Consider the following 19,865-nt stretch of genomic DNA (forward strand, 5'->3'; position numbering starts at 1 on the left):
GCAAGCTCCCTCGCCACAAGGACACCTCAAAACGCCCCGCCATCAACCGATGCCGGGGCGTTTTGCTGTCTACGATTCAACTTGCCCCACTCCAGGCCGACAAACTGGCAATATCACCACTTCAAGATGTCGGAGATAACGGATATGTCCCTACGCACCCTGCTCACCACGCTGCTGATGGCCTGCAGTTTTTCGGCCATGGCGGCCACCGAGATCGTGCCACTGAACTACCGCACCAGTGCCGACATGCTGCCGATGGCCCAGGATTTCATTGGCAAGGATGGCCAGGTCAGCGCCTACGGCAACCAACTGATCGTCAATGCCGATCAGCGCAAGATCGACGAACTTAAGGCCCTTATCGCGCAACTCGACACCCAACCCAAGCGCCTGCTGATCACCGTCGACACCAACGAAAACAACTTCCAGGGCGATCAGGGTTACTCGATCAATGGCGCCAAACCGAGCCAGACTCGCATCATCAATCACAGTACCGACAGCCGTGACGGCGGGATCCAGCAGATCCAGGCCAGCGAAGGGGCGCCGGCACTGATCCAGGTCGGCCAGAGCGTTCCGCTCACCAGCACACAGACCGATTCCTACGGCGATCTGCGAAGCCAGACCGAATACCGCAACGTCACTCAAGGTTTCTATGTCACTGCCAGCGTCACCGGCGACATCGTTCACCTGGCGATCAGCACCAATCGTGACCGAATGAGCCAGGAACGTCCCGATGTAGTGAATGTGCAAAGTACCGACACCACTGTCACGGGACGACTAGGTGAATGGATCACCCTGGCCGGTGTGAATCGCCAGACTCAGGCCGACAAACAGGGTCAGACCCGCAGCTACTCGACTCAGGGCCGGGATGACATGACCCTGCGGGTGAAAGTCGATACTTTGGACTAATTCACCGAAAACTGACTGATTAGTCGTATTAGACCAAAGATGTAGTGCCATAAAAAAAGCACTACAAAACGTTTGACGATACAAAAAAGCAAAGGCATGATGGCCTCGCTCCCGCTAATCAGGGGCCCTGGCAAGGGCCTTCGAGGCGCCGTTCGCACCTACCCCGCGAGCCGCTTCGTGTCTGTACCGCCCACAAGGTGTGTTTGACGAGGTTGCCGACTGGAACGAAGTTGTCCCGAGGGACGGAAGCGTAATTAGGTAACCCGGCTCCACACTGAAGTTCGCACCAAGGCCCACGACGCCCGAATGCGCTCGCCAGTTCGCCCTTACCTGCTCACTTCCCCTCGAGCCCATCGTTCATCCCGTCGCCATCCCCGCCGAATCCGACTTGAATACCTAAGCTTCTGGTCAGCGAGCAGCCTTTTACGCCCCTCTAATTGCGTACTTGGCAGGAGCAGGAATTTTCCACCCAGACCTATGCGACGAGGTTTATCTCCATGGCACTGACACGCGAACAGCAAATTGCAGCCCTCGAAAAAGATTGGGCTGAAAACCCACGCTGGAAAGGCGTGACACGCGCTTACTCCGCTGCTGACGTCGTCCGCCTGCGTGGCTCGGTTCAACCTGAGCACACCTTTGCAAAATTGGGCGCCGAGAAGCTTTGGAACCTGGTAACCCAGGGCGCCAAGCCGTCCTTCCGCCCTGAGAAAGATTTCGTCAACTGCATGGGCGCCCTGACCGGCGGCCAGGCTGTACAACAAGTTAAAGCCGGTATCCAGGCGATCTACCTGTCGGGCTGGCAAGTCGCTGCGGACAACAACTCCGCCGAATCGATGTACCCGGATCAGTCGCTGTACCCGGTGGATTCGGTTCCAACCGTGGTCAAGCGCATCAACAACTCGTTCCGTCGTGCTGACCAGATCCAGTGGAAAGCCGGCAAAGGCCCGGGCGACGAAGGCTACATCGACTACTTCGCTCCAATCGTGGCGGACGCTGAAGCCGGTTTCGGCGGCGTTCTGAACGCTTACGAGCTGATGAAGAGCATGATCGAAGCAGGCGCCGCTGGCGTTCACTTCGAAGACCAACTGGCTTCCGTGAAAAAATGCGGCCACATGGGCGGCAAGGTACTGGTTCCTACCCAGGAAGCTGTACAGAAGCTGACCGCTGCCCGTCTGGCGGCTGACGTTGCTGGTACTCCGACCATCATCCTGGCTCGTACCGACGCTAACGCGGCTGACCTGCTGACTTCCGACTGCGATCCGTACGACCAGCCGTTCGTAACTGGCGAACGTACCCAGGAAGGCTTCTACAAAGTGCGCGCCGGTCTCGACCAGGCCATCGCTCGCGGCCTGGCTTACGCTCCGTACGCCGACCTGATCTGGTGCGAAACCGCCAAGCCGGATCTGGACGAAGCTCGTCGCTTTGCCGAAGCGATCAAAAAGGAATACCCGGACCAACTGCTGTCGTACAACTGCTCGCCTTCCTTCAACTGGAAGAAAAACCTGGACGACGCGACCATCGCCAAGTTCCAGCGCGAACTGTCTGCCATGGGTTACAAGCATCAGTTCATCACCCTGGCCGGCATTCACAACATGTGGCACAGCATGTTCAACCTGGCGCACGACTACGCCCGTAACGACATGACTGCCTACGTGAAGCTGCAAGAGCAAGAGTTCGCTGACGCTGCCAAGGGTTACACCTTCGTGGCTCACCAGCAGGAAGTGGGCACCGGCTACTTCGACGACATGACCACTGTGATTCAAGGTGGCTCGTCTTCGGTAACCGCGCTGACCGGTTCGACTGAAGAAGAACAGTTCCACTGATCTGCTTCACCTGAGCAAACGGCCGTTGCAGACCGAATAGAAAGCTAACTGCAACGTCGCACATCTGACGCCCCGACTGGTTCGGGGCGTTTTTTTGCCTCGGATCTAGCGAGCGGACTCGCTCGTGAAAGCTGTCGACCGTCACCTCCTCGGTAACCGCGCTTTGTTTCCGGTTCGCCAGTTCAATAGTTCAGACGATGAAGTTCACCAGCCGGTTGGGCACCACAATCATCCTGCCAGCCCCTTTCAGGTGGTTGCGCAACCCTGCGTCGGATGACGCCCTGCACCGAATGGCGTCATGCTCGGCATCAGCCTCGATCATAATGTGCCCGCGCAACTTGCCATTTATCTGCACCATCATTTTTACTTCGTCCTGTTTCAAGGCTTCGCTGTCCGGCATGGGCCACGGACTGTCGTAAATATCCCCCTCGAACCCAACCTCCGTCCAAAGGACCTGAGTGATGTGCGGCGTCACTGGGTGCAAAACCTGTAACAGGAAGACCATGGCCTCGCGGCGAATCGGCTGACTGGCCCCCCTGTCCCCCTCCAGCACCTTGAGCATTTTCATTGCGCCCGAAACGACGGTGTTGTATTGCAATCGTTCGTAATCGTTGTTGATCTGCTGCAGCAAACGATGCGTCTCAAAGCGCACGCGTTTCGATTCAGCCGTGTCTTCAACCCGATCATCTGCCCAGCACCGAGACTGCTCGTCGTGGAAGAAACTCCAGAGCCGGCGCAGAAAGCGATAGGCTCCTTCAACGCCGCTATCGCTCCAGATCGTGTCCTGATCAGGAGGCCCTGCAAAGATCGTGAAAAGTCGGGCGGTGTCAGCGCCGAACTTGTTAATGATGTCTTTCGGCTCGACGACGTTATTCTTCGATTTGGACATTTTTTCCACGCCACCGATGATGACGGGCAAACCGTCCTCAAGCGCCGTAGCCCTCAAAGGACGGTTTTTTTCGTCATATTCGACCACCACCTGCGCGGGGTAAAACCACTGCAGGCTACCGTCGTCGGCTTTTCGGAAATAGCTTTCACGCAAGAGCATGCCTTGGGTAAACAGGTTCTTGAACGGCTCGCTGAAATCCACCAGCCCTTCGTCACGCATGGCTCGTGCCCAGAACCTCGCATAGAGCAAATGCAACACCGCATGCTCGATACCACCGATGTATTGATCGATTGGCATCCAGTAACGACTGCCGGAGCCAACCATCGAGGTATCGCTATCAGGATCGCAATAACGCATGAAATACCAGCTCGAATCGACGAAGGTATCCATGGTGTCTGTTTCTCTCTGCGCTGCCGCTCCGCAGCGTGGGCAATCTACATGAAGAAACGACTTATGCGCCAGCAACGGGTTGCCGCTTCCATCCGGCACGCAATCAGTAGGCAATACGACCGGCAAGTCCGAATAAGGCACCGGCACGTCACCACATTGCTCACACTGGATGACAGGAATCGGCGTCCCCCAGTAACGTTGCCGTGAGATCCCCCAGTCGCGCAGGCGCCAAGTCGTAGTCTTCTCTCCCATTCGGCGATCAATCAGCGCAGCGGTTATCGCTTGGGCCGCCTCTGCAACAGAGAGGCCATCGTAGACACCTGAGTTGATGAGGTGCCCCTCTCGACGAGTGCAGTTGTCGGACCAGAACTTCGGGTCGAATACGTGATCGTCCCAGGCAATGACTGGGCGGACGGCCAAGCCATATTGATTGGCAAATTCAAAGTCGCGCTCATCGTGCGCAGGCACCCCCATCAGGGCTCCGTCACCATACTCGCCGAGCACATAATTGGTTATCCACAGTTCAACAGGCTCACCGGTCAACGGATGCTCCACATGCAAGCCACAGTGGACGCCAAACTTGCTCTGACTGCCGGACGGGCCGGAATCCGCCGTTTGTCGACAGGTTTGCACCTGTGGCTCCAACCCAGGGTTGAGCTCCAGGGCATACTTGGCCAGTGTATGTTCAGGGGATATGGCACAGAAGGTGACGCCCATGAGCGTATCGATACGGGTGGTAAATACCCAGAGTTTGCCTTCGTCGATCACTTGTCCAGCAGCGTCCTGAATTCGGTGGGCAAATGCCAAACGCACTCCTGCGACCTTCCCTATCCAGTTGCGCTGCATGGTGCGGACCCTATCCGGCCAACCATCCAGAGTGTCGATTGCCGAGAGCAATTCCTCGGCATACTGGGTTATACGCAGGTAGTAACCCGGTATCTGCCGCCTTTCGACGAGAGCCCCCGAACGCCAACCTCGACCGTCGATCACTTGCTCATTGGCCAGCACCGTTTGATCGACAGGGTCCCAATTGACTACCTGGGTTTTCTTGTAGACCACGCCCTTTTCCAGCAATTTGAGGAAAAACCACTGACTCCACTTGTAGTATTCAGGGTCGCAAGTGGCAATCTCCCGGGACCAATCGAAGGCAAGCCCCAAAGGCTGCATTTGCGATTTCATGTCCGCGATATTCAATAGCGTCCACTGCGCTGGCGAAACACCCGATTTCATAGCTGCGTTTTCTGCAGGCAAGCCAAAGGCATCCCATCCCATAGGCATCAGGACATTGAATCCTTTCATGCGCATGTGGCGAGCCAACATGTCGTTGATCGTATAGTTGCGTACATGCCCCATGTGCAACTTTCCCGATGGATAAGGAAGCATCGAGCAGGCATAGAATTTAGGCCGGCAAGTATCTTCAATCGCCCTGAATACATCATTTTCAAGCCATTGGGCCTGAGCCGTACTTTCAACAGAGGCCGCGTCGTACTGTGCTCGCATAGAGTGTTCCTCACCTGTGCTGGAGCTGAGCGACAAGACTCGATCAACCCACAATTCCTTTGTTAGTTCTCGATCGGTGTTTCGGATGCAGCCCTTAGTCGAGCGATGTGGTGCGGGGTAATACAACTGCCCTGTGTCCGACAAAAAAACAGATGCCTCCAAATGCGATGCCCAGAACCCCATAGAGGCTCCAACTCAACGGGAAACCAACGCCAGCGATCAGCCAGGCTCCCAGCCCCACGGACACCATCCTCGCCCCCGCCAGTACGACAGGAACAAGAGAAAAGAGCGTAGGTTGCGTTTGCAATGGAGCTTTTTGCGAGATGAGCGCGGTGACGTAGGTAACGCTGAGAATCTCACCTAGCGTCCAGAAAAAAACAAAAAACAGAATCAGCGCCGTATGTTCGAAAAAGGCATAGGCGCCGAATCCAACACTGTAGAAAATCGCGGCAAAAGCCAAATTGGTGAGCGGCTCGAAACGCGACGTCAATGCAATCAGCGACTGCGTCAACAGTATCACCAGCAGCGCATTGACGATTCCTACTGCACCGAACAGGCTGGCAGCCTTCCCTGCCGTTACCACATCAAGCCACAACGGCAGATGGTACTCACGCTGTGCATCCAGCACCGCCAACGCAAAGAACATGACGCCCGCAGCAATCACGACATGCGGTATGCCAGCCATCATGCCAATTGAAGTTTCCCTTGTTGCAGGTTTGCTGCCGTGGCTTTCCGGCAGAGACAGACAGGCACTTGAGAACAGGCACAACACACTGGTGACTAGCGCAAAAAACATTAGGTAGACGCTATCGAGGGCCAGTAAATATCCGCCAATGACAAACAACAGAGCCGCTCCCAGATTGCTGGCCAGATGCAAATAGCCAAAAAAGGCGACGCGGTTACTATCGTTAGCCGTCAAGGACGTCAAGATACTGAACACAGGTGTGACCAGCCCCGCGCAGAACATGAACAGCAAAACCATGGCAATGGATGCGACCGGCGCACTGAACAAAATCCCGCACAACAAGCATACAAATGAACATACAGAAGAGCAGACCAACAGTGTCCTGAACGTATAGCGTCCGACCAACGCTCCTCCCAACACGTTACCCACGAGAAAAAACGCCGACATCAGCGTAATCACCAATGCCACCCCGGCACTATCGAGCCGGTAATGACGCTGGAAAAACAAAGCGGCGAAGGGACCCAAGGCATTCGTCATGACGAACAGCAATCGGAGCAGCACGATATTGCGCATCCCAGTGCCCAAACCGCTCATTATCAGCAATGGCTTCACTACTGAACTGCTTCCTTCACATCGCTCTTGCTGCCCTCATTGCCGCTTCCCTGCATTACCGCCATCAGGAATGTTTTCAGATCCGAAGACGCCGGCACGACTACACGCAGAATGTTTTCAAGTAACCCGAAACTGTGAGGATATTGGGAACAGTCGCTTACGCGAATGTTTGCCCGTGCGAACGCCTTGGCCAAACGGCCGTCGCTATGGTCTTCCAATAGTAGAAAGTTCGTTTCGCTATCGAAAACGACGATTCCGTAAACCCGGCAAAACTCGATTATCTCGTTTTTGACCTGCGCCAGTTCATGGTGGGCTTGCTCTAGTGCTTTACGGTTATTCAAACAGAACAGGGCAGCTTTCACCGCTACGTGGTTGACATCCCAAGGCCCTCGCACCTTCAACAACTCGCGAATTGATTCCGGATGCGTGACGACATACCCCAAACGCAACCCGGCAAGGCCGAAATACTTGGAGAATGAGCGAATGACGAACAATTGCCTGACTGAGCTGAACGCGTCCAGGCAGGTCTGCTGCAAATATTCAAAGTAGCTCTCATCAACAATTACTGGCTTGTTCAGTCTCACACAAGCCTCGACCAGAACCTTCAATTGTTCAGCGTCGATTCGCGCGCCCAACGGATTATTGGGATTGCACAGAATCAGCCCGTGGCTCGCCTGCAAGGCTTCGAGTATGGCTTTGGTCGGGAGAGTGAAATGCTGTGTTTGCTTCTCGAATCCCACAATCACCGGTTCTACACCATTCACACTGAGCATCTGGTAATAGAAGGAAAATACCGGAGACGGAATGACCACCCGATCCCCTGGTGAAAACAGCAAGCGCACTACCAAGTCGATTGCCTGATCCGCACCATTGGTCAGCAGCAGGCTGTCGGTCGAAACCTTGCAGTAGTTTGCCAGCTCGGCCAGCAGCGGCTGATAGTTAGGGTAGGTAAACAGATCCCGGGCCTGTAACTCGGTGGCAATGAATCTCAGCAGAAAATCGTTTAAAAACTGATTTTCGTTCAAATCCAGCAACACCGACGAGAGGTCGCGTTCAGGTACCTTCCATAACCCGGAACGCTTGATATGCTCATGAACCTTCATCTGTGCATACCCCCGTAGATCACCTGCTCACCCGATTCGTACATGTGCTGCACCTGTTCATCGCTCGCGTACACGACCGACTTGCCAGTGGCTGCCGACAAACACTGGCTGGTGATCAGCCGACTGATTTCCGCAGTGAATGCCACAGCACGATGAAACGCCTCAGACAGGTCACGGCCGAAACTGGTGATGCCATGACCGGGCATGACAATACAGTTGGTGTCATGCGCGCATTGTCCAATGGCGCTGACGTCCAGTTCGATGTTCACACCTTCGCGAAGAATGCACGGTGGCTTGCCCATCACCAGCGCGGTGTCATTGGACACATACGCCATCTCACGCCACTGCATGACAGCAAAAAAAGAAATGACTTCATTGGGATGAAGATGCACGGTGGCATTAACGTCAGAGCGACACCGCATGATTTCCCGGTGCATTTGATGTCCTGCACTAGGGCGAAAACGACCATGCAGCAGCTCATTGGATTGCATATCCAGCACCGCCAGATGCTCAAGACCGCACTCTTCCAGCGACACGCCTCGGTGCTTGGTGTAGATCACTTCTCGCCGCCAGTACGGGCAATGGTTGCGTATCGCAATATTACCCAAGGTATTGACCAGTAATTGCCGCGCCGCCAACCGCTGACCGTATTGAAGAATACTGTTGCCGATCGCCAGGTCGAACCAGGCCGGCAATCCAGGCTTCGAAGTCTCAGGACCTGCAAGTTTCAACTCAGGCATATCCCTTCGCCTCCATCCGTGCGCAATCAGGATTGACGACGGTATCCACCCTTTCCCCTCGCAGCAAACTCAGCATCGCTCCCAAAGCACGGGCCTTCAACTGACCCAGCGATCGCTCGCTGTAAAACGCGGCATGGGGTGTCAGCAATACACGTTCATGATCGATTAATGCCTGTGGGGGGGTCGGCTCTTCCTGCAGCACGTCCAGGAATGCCATGGACACAAGCCCGGACTGCAAGGCCCGCTGCAACGCGTCGGTATCGACAATTGCGCCCCGCGCAGTATTGACCAGAGTTGCACCCCGCTTCATGCGTGAAAAACACCGGTCATTCAGCAGGTGTCGCGTATCGGGGGTGAGGGGCAGATGCAGCGATATGACATCTGCCCTGGCGAGCAAAGACTCCAGTGACCCTCCCTCTGCAATGCCTTCAACACATTTCTCAACGCAAGGATCGTAATAGCAGATCTGATAACCCATGGCAGCCGCCCTGCGCGCCAATGCCTGCCCCGTTGCCCCATAGCCGATCAGACCTAGAACCGTGTCGCGGCACGCTTTAACTTCACCGGAATGCGCTCTCCAACTCCAACCGCCTCGCCTGGTATGCGCGGCGTAATCGAGGAGCTTTCGCTGGGCGGACAATATGAGCGCCATGGCGTGCTCCGCGACTTCCTCTACCCCCACCGAACCAATATTGGAGAGCAGAATGCCCTTCGTGCTCAAGGCCTCGACATCGACATCATCAAGACCGATGGTCGCCTTCACCAACGCCCGGCAACGATGCATTTTGGCAACTAACGGCTCATCGATGACGACCGAATGAAAGGCAATAATGCCGTCGGCCCGGGCGAGTTGCTCATCCGATGGATTGGACGTCACCTCAACTGCATACGGCTGCTGCTCTGGCCCACAGCAGTACTCCCCCGGCTCGACATAATTCACTCGCAACGAATCGATCATCAGAATATTCATGAATGCTCCTCTTTCCCTGTCGGCAACATTGATTGCTGTTTCAAACGTCCCGGTTAACTACCCTCAAGTACTTAGATAGTTGCAGTTCATGCCGATGTGCTTTTCCTTGGCCAAGGCATAGATGCAGGTAGCAGTCACCATATCTTGACTGGCATGCCCGACGCTGCGGAAGTAACTCAGACCACGCTTCAGCATTGCCGGCGGAGAATGATCGGCAACCAATGCACTCATCTCACGGATGTCCTTTTCGCCGATTATCGATAACGCTAAAGCCTGAGAAATTTCTCCCGACTCACATCGAGCGCAACCCAGATGGTCAACATGAACCTGAGCATCAGCCAACATTGCAGGGTCGATCTCACACGCCAGCAGCGAACTGCCGCCAATGGCGTTTACATGGGCGGATGGTTTCAGTTGGTGCGCCATAATCAGCGGTTGCGCACGATCATGGGACGTTGTCGTGCAGACGATGTCAGCATCGGCCAGCGCCTCATCCATACTTCGCACCGCAGTGATCGGCAGCGACAGTTCATTGGAAAGACGTTCGGCCAAAGCGACACTTTGATTAAATCGACGCGAAAACACCTTGATCCACCCCAACTCCCGGATGGTGGTCATCGCTCTTATATGCGCCGCAGCTTGGGTACCGGCACCGATGACGGCCAAATTAAGCCGCTCATGCGGGCAAAGCTTGTCCGTCGCCAAGGCACTCATGGCACTGGTACGGAGGGCAGTAAGGGTCGCCCCGTCGAGTATCGCCAGTAACTGCCCGGTTTCGATATCCATCAACAAAACCGCGCCATTGACTGGCGACAACCCCCGCTCTGAGTTGCCAGGATGAAATGACGACACCTTAATCCCCAGTGTCTGGCTCTGGGGTATAAATGCCGGCATGAACAGTGAGAAAGCTCTTTGTCGCTCATGTGTAATGATCAAACGTTGTGGGACCACCGGGGACGCCAACGCAAACCCTCTATGAGCCTCCTCCAGTGCCTGGACAAGCCTTGGAAAATTGATACAGCGCTCAATGTCTTCACTGTTCAGAAGCAGCATGGCAATTCCTTGTTCCATTGATGCTGTTCGAAAGGGCCTGTCATTCCTGGAGCTGCGGTTGATCACCGCCAGCCAGGTCTGCGACCAGAATCTCGGAATGGCGCTGCCTTATCCGACGGGGTAGTCCTGCGACATACCGTTCCGGGGAACTAGAAATGTACGCAAGTAAGTGATCACCGGTGTTCCACCCTGCTTGCGTCCAATGACCTTGATGGTGACGATGCCTTGCCCTGGACGCGACCGGGATTCGCGCTTGGAAACCACCTCACTCTCAGCGTACAAGGTGTCACCAACATAGACCGGGTTCGGCAATCGAATCTCGTCCCAGCCCAGATTTGCGATCGCACGCGCACTCATGGTTGCCACTGTCATTCCGCTGACAATGGACAGTGTCACCGAACTGTTGACCAACAACTTCTTGAATTCGGTTTGCTGTGCATACGCAAGATCGATATGCGCAGGATGGTTATTCATATTGATTAATGACTGCCAGATATTATCCAACTCCGTTACGGTACGGCCGGGCCGGTGCTCGAAAATATCACCCACCACAAACTGTTCGTAATGCAGGCCATAGGACTCGCGATATCGATTTTCACCGATCCGCTCGTGGGCCAGAATCATCGGTTCCATTGCCTTTTCCTCACCGACCCAACTCTTGAGCGCGCTGGATCAATTTTCTTGCTTGTTTTACAAACGGAGGGCCCACCATCAGGTTCTTCAATTTCGTAATTTTTTCGCCGCTGTTTTCCGAAGCCTGCACAATTGCCAATGCATGCTCATATTCAGCAACGGACGGAGTGAAGACTTCATTGATAGTGGATATTTGCTTTGGATGAATGGCCGTCTTGCCACTGAAACCCAACTCCCGGACGTCACGGCACTCTTGCAGAAGTCCCATCTCATCATCGAGTTTGAAGTAGGCGGTGTCGAACACAGGGATCCTCGCCGCACTGCCAGCCGAGACGATGCTCGCGCGAGCATGCAGCATATTGGCCCAACCTCCGATAGTGACACCCAGGCTGGCCGCATAGTCGGCGGAGCCGAAGATCAGTCCATCAGCACTGGACGCGATGGTGTGAATATCACGTAGACAGGCTGGCGTCTCAACCGTAACCAGAATCTTTGGGCTCTCTCCGTCGCGGCTCAAATTGGCTCGTACAATATCTATTTCAGCAGCCGCCTCGGTCATCGCCATGACGATGAACTCGGGTCGCTGATCAAGCGATTGCACCAGCAGCAGATCAAGCAATCCATGATTATCGCGCAGAGGGTTAATTCGCAGCGCCGTGCGCTGCGAGACATGGCCACGGTAGAACTGCTCGACACACAACCGTGCTTGAACCTTCTGTGGGAGTGGCACGCCATCCTCCAGGTCAATCACCATTACATCAGTCAGATTATTCTTAGCGTATTGCCCGGGGTACAAAGCAGAGCAGTACAGTAAGCTTCTTGGTGTGGGATTGATCATCATGTCCTCTCAATACTGGGCTGGTTTCAAGCTCAGACGAACCCTTTCGATCTCCGCCTTAACTGCGGAGCAGAATCCCAGAACATCGCCTTGGGACATGTCTGCACGCATCATCACGCGCAAACCGGATTTATTCCTGGCCACAATCGGGAAGAAGACTGCGGAGGTGTAATACCCGCGTTTGAATACCCCCTCGGAAACGCCGATCGCCATATCCGGACTGTCCAAGGGAATAACCCGAATAGGCAAACCCGATCCCGCGTGTTCCGTCACAAACAAGCTGTCGAACAGGCGGATATTGGAATTGAGTTTCTCCTGCAAAACGGCCAGTTCACTGGTCTTGTGAATATCCAGGGAAGCCATGGCCGCGCCAACAGTGGCGGGGTTTACATATTGCGAATAGGACATCGGCCCGCCAAAACGGCGGAAAACCTCGTGATAATTGGACTTTTCCGACATATATATACCGCCACCATTGGCACCAAACGCCTTGGCCAATGAATAAACCAGTATGGTTCGCGGATTAAGCTCAGGCATGAAAGTACGAATATAGCCCTCTCCCTTCTCGCCATAGGCACTTAATGAATGAGAATCATCGAAGTATAGAAATAGCCCATATTTGTCCTGCAAAGCCAACAGTCGCTCAACAGGCGCACTTCCCCCCATACTGTAAGCACCGTCAGCAACATACGCGACCAAAGGATGGCGCTTACACATATCCTCAATAAAGTCGACATCATTATGATTGCAAGTGAAAACTTGCGTTTCATCACCACAGATGGCCTTGACCTGATTCAGAGCAAAGTGGGCATGCTTATCAAAAATCAAAACAGGGCGCTGGCCATCAGTAAACATCCCGGCTGCCAGTAAGGGTAAAGACGCGACAATGCCCGCGCTGCAGGAAGTCGCGGTGAACGCTCGACAAGCAAAATGTGCCGATAAGGCTTCTTCAAGTTCATCGAGTTCTTTCAGCCTTATTCTGATACGTGAGGTGGGCAAATTCACAGTACCGCAACTCAACACATAATCTGCGGCACGTCGAGCCAGACGCTCATCGACTTCAAGACCCAAATATGAACACGAGCACATATTCATGAATAAATGACCATTCTGGTCCTGCATACGTCCCTGCTGAGCATGCTTGATACTCAAATCGGTCAGCCCCGAATTTTGCGCAAGCGCCCAAGAGGGATTACCGATCTCTACCGACCTGGCGGTGTTTATAAACTTATTTATTTGCTCAGACATACATGACCTCTCTCTATGGACTTAAGAGTCAGACCAATACTGATTTCAATGCCATCTATCTAGCCATCTAATTTACCTAATGGCAGCGCACTATCAACCTCATAAAATCAAATTCCACCAATACTTAGGAAAGTTCGCTCATTGAAAAGTGAATGATCCGTAGGAATTTTCTGAGAATTTCCGCTCATATTCAAAACACAACAGATAACCGCGTCCGAGCCCCACAAACTTGGAATAAAAACCCCAACCCAGAACCGCAACACGAGGCAACAAACGAAGGCACTACTATTAGAATTCACGCTAGCAAAAAGCGACGCACCGTCTACATTCAAGTATCACGCCATATTCATATGTTATGCACACGACCAGCAAACTCTCTGCGGAGTATTAACTCATCATGAATGGAAGACTAAGAGGCAAGCGAGCGCTTATAACAGGTGCATCGGCAGGCATTGGAAGAGCTATAGCCGAAACCTACATTGCCCAGGGCGCCGATGTTTTCATTACCGCCCGCACTGACGAGGCTGGGGCTCGTGCAGTAATTGCATTAGCTGAACAAGTTGGCCAGCAGGCCGGCTTCACCCTTATGGATGCCGCAAGCACCAGCATTGATGCACTCTTTGAAGAAGCGCAAGCAGCCGTTGGTCCCTTGGATATACTCGTCAACAATCCGGCATTCATAACCCGTACTCCGTTTCTTGAGCTGAGCGAAGACGAGTACGAACGCACCCTTGCGGTCAACCTCCGCTTTCCATTTTTTATGGCTCAACGCTTTGCAAAAGACTGCATCGCTCGCAAACAGGGCGGCAGCATCATTAACATTTCATCGGTCAGTGCCTTCAAGGCGGTCAGTCGAATGTCAGCTTATCAGGCAAGCAAAGCAGCACTGTCGATGCTTACTCGAAGCTGCGCGGTAGAACTGGCACCCTATGGCATCAGAGTCAACACGATTTCACCGGGGCTGACCGCGACCAGTGGTAACGCCAATCAGTGGCGGGACTCCCCAGAGATTTGGCAAAACAGGAAAAAGGAGATTCCCATGCAGCGTGCTGGAATGCCTGCAGATATGGCAGGCGCTGCCATCCTGCTGGCATCTGATGAGTCATCTTGGATGACCGGTGCGGATCTGGTAATCGATGGGGGACACAGCTGCACATAAAGAACCCGGAAAGTCGCGGGGCACGCTGATCGCCGCACCGCTGGCTGCCACAGGGAATGCGAGAAGCCGCAAACGGTGCGGAAAACCTTGATCCGGAGCATTTTCTCGATCAGGAAAAGAAGGTAAAACGACCCCGGCCACTACTTGTAGTAACGCGCATATAAGACAACTTTCCGACCCTCACCCCATTAGACAGTTTGAAAACCGGCACAAACAGTATTGATTATCATTTAGCTGTCGCTATATTCGTTACATTCCCAACAAAACAATATTGATGAAATTCCGGCTAATGCCCGAACCGCATGGGCTGCGGAGCTTTGGAGGTACGCTATGTCCTTATTCCTGTAAATAATTTCGCTATCTGAATTTTACTTGCACGGTGTTGTGCCATAAAATCAGCGGGATTGATTGCTGCGACATATCGTCACTGCTTTATTTCTTTTCAAGCTCAGAGACCTTTGCTCTCTGTTAAGGATTACCAGCATGCCCGAAGCGACAGGACTCATGGCCCACAACTGGGGCTTTGCCATTTTCCTTCTGGGCGTTGTCGGCCTTTGTGCCTTCATGCTCGGCGTTTCCAGCCTCCTCGGGTCAAAAGCCTGGGGCCGCAGCAAAAACGAACCGTTCGAATCCGGCATGCTGCCTACAGGTGGCGCCCGTCTGCGGCTCTCTGCAAAATTCTATCTGGTCGCGATGCTCTTCGTGATCTTCGATATCGAAGCCCTTTTTCTCTTTGCCTGGTCTGTGTCCGTCCGCGAAAGCGGCTGGACCGGATTCGTCGAAGCTCTCGTTTTCATAGCAATTCTGTTGGCAGGTCTTGTCTACCTATTTCGAGTGGGCGCCCTTGACTGGGCTCCGGCAGCTCGTCTTAAGCGGCAAGCGAAGCTGAAACAATGAGGCTTTGGCAATGCAATACAATCTCACCAGGATCGACCCCGATGCTCCTAACGAGCAGTATCCGATTGGCGAACGGGAAACCGTTTCCGATCCGTTAGAAGATCAAGTCCACAAAAACATTTTCATGGGCAAGCTCGAAGACGTGCTTAACGGCACGATCAACTGGGGGCGCAAGAACTCCCTGTGGCCGTACAACTTCGGTCTTTCGTGCTGCTACGTGGAAATGACCACCGCCTTCACGGCGCCCCACGACATCGCGCGCTTTGGCGCCGAGGTTATCCGGGCATCGCCGCGTCAGGCGGATTTCATGGTTATCGCCGGTACCTGCTTCATCAAGATGGCGCCGATCATCCAGCGTCTCTACGAGCAAATGCTCGAACCTAAATGGGTTATCTCCATGGGTTCGTGCGCCAACTCCGGTGGCATGTACGACATCTACTCCGTCGTTCAAGGGGTGGACAAGTTCCTGCCCGTGGACGTCTACGTGCCTGGCTGCCCGCCCCGCCCAGAAGCTTTTTTGCAAGGCTTGATGCTCTTGCAGGAGTCGATTGGACAGGAGCGTCGTCCGCTTTCCTGGGTCGTCGGCGATCAAGGCGTGTACCGCGCCGAGATGCCTTCGCAAAAGGAACAGCGCCGCGAACAGCGAATCGCAGTCACCAACCTGCGCAGCCCCGACGAAGTCTGATCCAGACCTGCTTCTTTTATAGAACGAGAACCTGGCTTCATTCTTTACGTTGACCGAAAGCGATAAATAACCATGACTACAGGCAGTGCTCTGTACATCCCGCCTTATAAGGCAGACGACCAGGATGTGGTCGTCGAACTGAACAACCGTTTTGGCCCCGAGGCGTTCACCGCCCAGCCTACTCGCACCGGCATGCCGGTGCTTTGGGTTGCCCGCGCCAAACTCGTCGAAGTCCTGACCTTCCTGCGCAACCTGCCCAAGCCGTACGTCATGCTTTATGACCTGCACGGCGTGGACGAGCGTCTGCGCACCAAGCGTCAAGGGCTGCCAAGCGGCGCCGACTTCACTGTGTTCTATCACTTGATGTCGATCGAACGTAATAGTGACGTAATGATCAAGGTCGCCTTGTCCGAGAGCGACCTCAGCGTGCCGACTGTGACCGGCATCTGGCCGAACGCAAACTGGTACGAGCGTGAAGTGTGGGACATGTACGGCATCAACTTTGCCGGTCACCCGCACCTGACCCGCATCATGATGCCGCCGACCTGGGAAGGTCACCCGTTGCGCAAGGACTTCCCGGCCCGTGCCACCGAGTTCGACCCGTTCAGCCTGACCCTGGCCAAGCAACAGCTTGAGGAAGAGGCCGCGCGCTTCAAGCCTGAAGACTGGGGCATGAAGCGTTCCGGTGCGAACGAGGACTACATGTTCCTCAACCTCGGTCCTAACCACCCTTCCGCGCACGGTGCGTTCCGCATCATTCTGCAGCTGGACGGTGAAGAGATCGTCGACTGCGTGCCGGACGTCGGTTACCACCACCGTGGTGCCGAGAAGATGGCCGAGCGTCAGTCCTGGCACAGCTTCATTCCGTACACCGACCGTATCGACTACCTCGGCGGCGTGATGAACAACCTGCCGTACGTGCTCTCGGTCGAGAAGCTGGCCGGCATCAAGGTGCCTGAGAAGGTCGACGTCATCCGCATCATGATGGCCGAGTTCTTCCGGATCACCAGCCACCTGCTGTTCCTGGGGACTTACATCCAGGACGTCGGCGCCATGACCCCGGTGTTCTTCACGTTCACCGACCGTCAGAAGGCGTACACGGTGATCGAAGCCATTACCGGTTTCCGTCTGCACCCGGCCTGGTACCGCATCGGTGGCGTCGCTCACGACCTGCCGCGTGGCTGGGAAAAACTGGTGAAAGACTTCATCGACTGGATGCCAAAGCGTCTGGACGAATACCAGAAAGCCGCACTGGACAACAGCATCCTGCGTGGCCGGACCATCGGCGTCGCCGCCTACAACACCAAAGAAGCCCTGGAATGGGGCGTCACCGGTTCCGGCCTGCGTTCGACCGGTTGCGATTTCGACCTGCGTAAGGCTCGCCCGTACTCCGGTTACGAGAACTTCGAATTCGAAGTACCGCTGGCGGCCAATGGCGATGCCTACGACCGTTGCATCGTGCGTGTCGAAGAAATGCGCCAGAGCCTGAAGATCATCGAGCAGTGCATGCGCAACATGCCGGAAGGCCCGTACAAGGCGGATCACCCGCTGACCACGCCGCCACCGAAAGAGCGCACCCTGCAGCACATCGAGACCCTGATCACGCACTTCCTGCAAGTTTCGTGGGGCCCGGTCATGCCGGCCAACGAATCCTTCCAGATGATTGAAGCGACCAAGGGCATCAACAGTTATTACCTGACGAGCGATGGCGGCACCATGAGCTACCGCACCCGGATTCGCACCCCAAGCTTCCCGCACCTGCAGCAGATCCCTTCGGTGATCAAAGGCAGCATGGTCGCGGACTTGATCGCGTACCTGGGTAGTATCGATTTCGTTATGGCCGACGTGGACCGCTAAGCATGAACAGCACGCTTATCCAGACAGACCGTTTCGCCCTGAGCGAAACCGAGCGCTCGGCCATCGAGCACGAGCTGCATCATTACGAAGACCCGCGCGCGGCGTCTATCGAAGCCCTGAAGATCGTCCAGAAGGAACGTGGCTGGGTGCCTGATGGCGCGCTCTACGCCATCGGCGAAATCCTCGGCATCCCGGCCAGCGACGTTGAAGGCGTGGCGACGTTCTATAGCCAGATCTTCCGTCAGCCGGTCGGCCGTCACATCATTCGCGTCTGCGACAGCATGGTCTGCTACATCGGCGGCCATGAATCGGTAGTCAGCGAAATCCAGAGCAATCTGGGCATCGGCTTGGGTCAGACCACCGCCGACGGTCGTTTCACCCTGCTGCCGGTCTGCTGCCTCGGCAACTGCGACAAGGCGCCGGCGTTGATGATCGACGACGACACATTCGGTGATGTGCAGCCTGCCGGCGTTGCCAAATTGCTCGAGGGCTACGTATGACCCTGACTTCCTTCGGTCCAGCCAACCGCATCAAGCGGTCGGCCGAGACTCACCCGCTCACCTGGCGTCTGCGTGACGACGGCGAAGCCGTTTGGCTCGACGAGTACCAGGCCAAGAACGGTTACGCGGCTGCGCGCAAGGCCTTCGCCGACATGGCTCAGGACGACATCGTCCAGACCGTGAAGGACTCCGGTCTTAAAGGTCGCGGCGGTGCAGGCTTCCCCACAGGCGTGAAGTGGGGCCTGATGCCCAAGGACGAATCCATCAACATCCGCTACCTGCTGTGCAACGCGGACGAGATGGAACCGAACACCTGGAAAGACCGCATGCTGATGGAGCAACTGCCCCATCTGCTGATCGAAGGCATGCTGATCAGTGCTCGCGCGCTGAAAACCTACCGTGGCTACATCTTCCTGCGTGGCGAATACACCACCGCCGCCAAGCACCTGAACCGTGCCGTGGAAGAAGCCAAGGCTGCGGGCCTGCTGGGCAAGAACATCCTGGGCAGCGGCTTCGATTTCGAGCTGTTCGTCCACACCGGCGCCGGGCGTTATATCTGCGGTGAAGAAACCGCACTGATCAACTCCCTCGAAGGCCGCCGCGCCAACCCGCGCTCCAAGCCGCCCTTCCCTGCCGCCGTGGGCGTGTGGGGCAAGCCGACTTGCGTGAACAACGTTGAAACCCTGTGCAACGTGCCGGCGATCATTGCCGACGGCGTGGACTGGTACAAATCGTTGGCCCGCGAAGGCAGCGAAGACATGGGCACCAAGCTCATGGGCTTCTCCGGCAAGGTCAAGAACCCGGGCCTGTGGGAATTGCCGTTCGGCGTCACCGGTCGCGAGTTGTTCGAAGACTACGCCGGCGGCATGCGCGACGGTTACAAGCTCAAGTGCTGGCAGCCTGGTGGCGCCGGTACCGGTTTCCTGTTGCCGGAACACCTGGACGCGCAAATGTACGCCGGCGGCATCGCCAAAGTGGGCACCCGTATGGGTACCGGCCTGGCCATGGCGGTGGACGACAGCGTCAACATGGTTTCCCTGCTGCGCAACATGGAAGAGTTCTTCTCCCGCGAATCCTGCGGTTTCTGCACCCCGTGCCGTGACGGTTTGCCGTGGAGCGTCAAGCTGCTGCGCGCGATCGAGAACGGTGAAGGGCAAGCCGGCGATATCGAGACCCTGCTGGGTCTGGTCGGTTTCCTCGGCCCAGGCAAGACCTTCTGTGCTCACGCACCGGGCGCCGTGGAGCCGTTGGGCAGCGCAATCAAATACTTCCGCCATGAGTTCGAAGCCGGCATCGCGCCTACCAGCGCCGTCGTCCCGCCTCTGGCAAGGCCGATCGTAGTCGGCGCGTAAACGCTTAAAGAAGCGAAGGGTCCGT

The 19,865-nt window shown here is 55.4% G+C and carries 17 protein-coding genes; 8 read left to right on the plus strand and 9 right to left on the minus strand.

The window, feature by feature from the left end:
* The first annotated feature begins 144 nt into the window (after nt 1-144).
* Nucleotides 145-906, plus strand: a complete 762-nt coding sequence (locus tag ACQ4OB_RS09830) for a secretin N-terminal domain-containing protein (RefSeq protein ID WP_430955608.1) — start codon at nt 145-147, stop codon at nt 904-906.
* A 497-nt stretch (nt 907-1,403) separates the two neighbouring features.
* Nucleotides 1,404-2,729 (plus strand): isocitrate lyase, encoded by a 1,326-nt coding sequence (aceA, locus tag ACQ4OB_RS09835; RefSeq protein ID WP_008032724.1) that lies wholly within the window; start codon nt 1,404-1,406, stop codon nt 2,727-2,729.
* Between the two features lie 190 nt (nt 2,730-2,919).
* Here aceA and leuS read toward each other — a convergent pair whose 3' ends face one another.
* The 9 genes from leuS to ACQ4OB_RS09880 form a co-directional block, all read right to left on the minus strand.
* Nucleotides 2,920-5,508, minus strand: coding sequence for a leucine--tRNA ligase (gene leuS / locus ACQ4OB_RS09840; RefSeq protein ID WP_430955609.1), 2,589 nt, complete (start codon nt 5,506-5,508; stop codon nt 2,920-2,922).
* Between the two features lie 94 nt (nt 5,509-5,602).
* Complete coding sequence (locus ACQ4OB_RS09845) at nt 5,603-6,805, minus strand: MFS transporter (RefSeq protein WP_430955610.1); 1,203 nt, start codon at nt 6,803-6,805, stop codon at nt 5,603-5,605.
* Nucleotides 6,805-7,908 carry a pyridoxal phosphate-dependent aminotransferase gene (locus ACQ4OB_RS09850; RefSeq protein WP_102615573.1) on the minus strand — a complete coding sequence of 368 codons (1,104 nt, stop codon included), beginning with the start codon at nt 7,906-7,908 and terminating at the stop codon, nt 6,805-6,807. Before ACQ4OB_RS09850 ends, ACQ4OB_RS09845 begins: the two co-directional genes overlap by 1 nt.
* Nucleotides 7,905-8,648 (minus strand): class II aldolase/adducin family protein, encoded by a 744-nt coding sequence (locus tag ACQ4OB_RS09855; protein ID WP_102615572.1) that lies wholly within the window; start codon nt 8,646-8,648, stop codon nt 7,905-7,907. Before ACQ4OB_RS09855 ends, ACQ4OB_RS09850 begins: the two co-directional genes overlap by 4 nt.
* Nucleotides 8,641-9,618, minus strand: a complete 978-nt coding sequence (locus ACQ4OB_RS09860; RefSeq protein ID WP_430955611.1) for a C-terminal binding protein — start codon at nt 9,616-9,618, stop codon at nt 8,641-8,643. Before ACQ4OB_RS09860 ends, ACQ4OB_RS09855 begins: the two co-directional genes overlap by 8 nt.
* 63 nt (nt 9,619-9,681) lie before the next feature.
* Nucleotides 9,682-10,671: an ornithine cyclodeaminase family protein gene (locus ACQ4OB_RS09865; protein ID WP_430955612.1), complete on the minus strand. Its 990-nt coding sequence runs from the start codon at nt 10,669-10,671 to the stop codon at nt 9,682-9,684.
* 108 nt (nt 10,672-10,779) lie between these two features.
* The gene (locus ACQ4OB_RS09870) at nt 10,780-11,304 is read right to left on the minus strand and encodes a MaoC family dehydratase (RefSeq protein ID WP_074878207.1); all 525 of its coding nucleotides are present in this window, start codon (nt 11,302-11,304) and stop codon (nt 10,780-10,782) included.
* Nucleotides 11,305-11,314: 10 nt separating this feature from the next.
* Nucleotides 11,315-12,145 (minus strand): HpcH/HpaI aldolase/citrate lyase family protein, encoded by an 831-nt coding sequence (locus ACQ4OB_RS09875; RefSeq protein ID WP_430955613.1) that lies wholly within the window; start codon nt 12,143-12,145, stop codon nt 11,315-11,317.
* A 6-nt stretch (nt 12,146-12,151) separates the two neighbouring features.
* The gene (locus ACQ4OB_RS09880) at nt 12,152-13,390 is read right to left on the minus strand and encodes an aminotransferase class I/II-fold pyridoxal phosphate-dependent enzyme (RefSeq protein ID WP_430955614.1); all 1,239 of its coding nucleotides are present in this window, start codon (nt 13,388-13,390) and stop codon (nt 12,152-12,154) included.
* Nucleotides 13,391-13,787: 397 nt separating this feature from the next.
* Here ACQ4OB_RS09880 and ACQ4OB_RS09885 point away from each other — a divergent pair, with 397 nt between their 5' ends.
* The 6 genes from ACQ4OB_RS09885 to nuoF all read left to right on the plus strand — a co-directional run bounded on the left by ACQ4OB_RS09885 (nt 13,788) and on the right by nuoF (nt 19,840).
* Complete coding sequence (locus tag ACQ4OB_RS09885; RefSeq protein ID WP_430955615.1) at nt 13,788-14,549, plus strand: SDR family NAD(P)-dependent oxidoreductase; 762 nt, start codon at nt 13,788-13,790, stop codon at nt 14,547-14,549.
* A gap of 483 nt (nt 14,550-15,032) precedes the next feature.
* Nucleotides 15,033-15,446: an NADH-quinone oxidoreductase subunit A gene (locus tag ACQ4OB_RS09890; RefSeq protein WP_008146033.1), complete on the plus strand. Its 414-nt coding sequence runs from the start codon at nt 15,033-15,035 to the stop codon at nt 15,444-15,446.
* Nucleotides 15,447-15,456: 10 nt separating this feature from the next.
* Complete coding sequence (locus tag ACQ4OB_RS09895; protein ID WP_008146035.1) at nt 15,457-16,131, plus strand: NuoB/complex I 20 kDa subunit family protein; 675 nt, start codon at nt 15,457-15,459, stop codon at nt 16,129-16,131.
* 72 nt (nt 16,132-16,203) lie between these two features.
* Nucleotides 16,204-17,988, plus strand: a complete 1,785-nt coding sequence (gene nuoC / locus ACQ4OB_RS09900; RefSeq protein ID WP_074878214.1) for an NADH-quinone oxidoreductase subunit C/D — start codon at nt 16,204-16,206, stop codon at nt 17,986-17,988.
* A gap of 2 nt (nt 17,989-17,990) precedes the next feature.
* Complete coding sequence (nuoE, locus tag ACQ4OB_RS09905) at nt 17,991-18,488, plus strand: NADH-quinone oxidoreductase subunit NuoE (protein WP_008146039.1); 498 nt, start codon at nt 17,991-17,993, stop codon at nt 18,486-18,488.
* Entirely contained in the window at nt 18,485-19,840 is a 1,356-nt protein-coding gene (gene nuoF / locus ACQ4OB_RS09910) for an NADH-quinone oxidoreductase subunit NuoF (RefSeq protein ID WP_008146041.1), read from the plus strand. The genes nuoE and nuoF overlap by 4 nt, the downstream gene beginning before the upstream one ends.
* The last annotated feature ends 25 nt before the right edge of the window (nt 19,841-19,865 follow it).

Origin of the sequence: Pseudomonas sp. ES4 (assembly GCF_050586665.1) — a bacterium.
Taxonomy (GTDB): domain Bacteria; phylum Pseudomonadota; class Gammaproteobacteria; order Pseudomonadales; family Pseudomonadaceae; genus Aquipseudomonas; species Aquipseudomonas frederiksbergensis.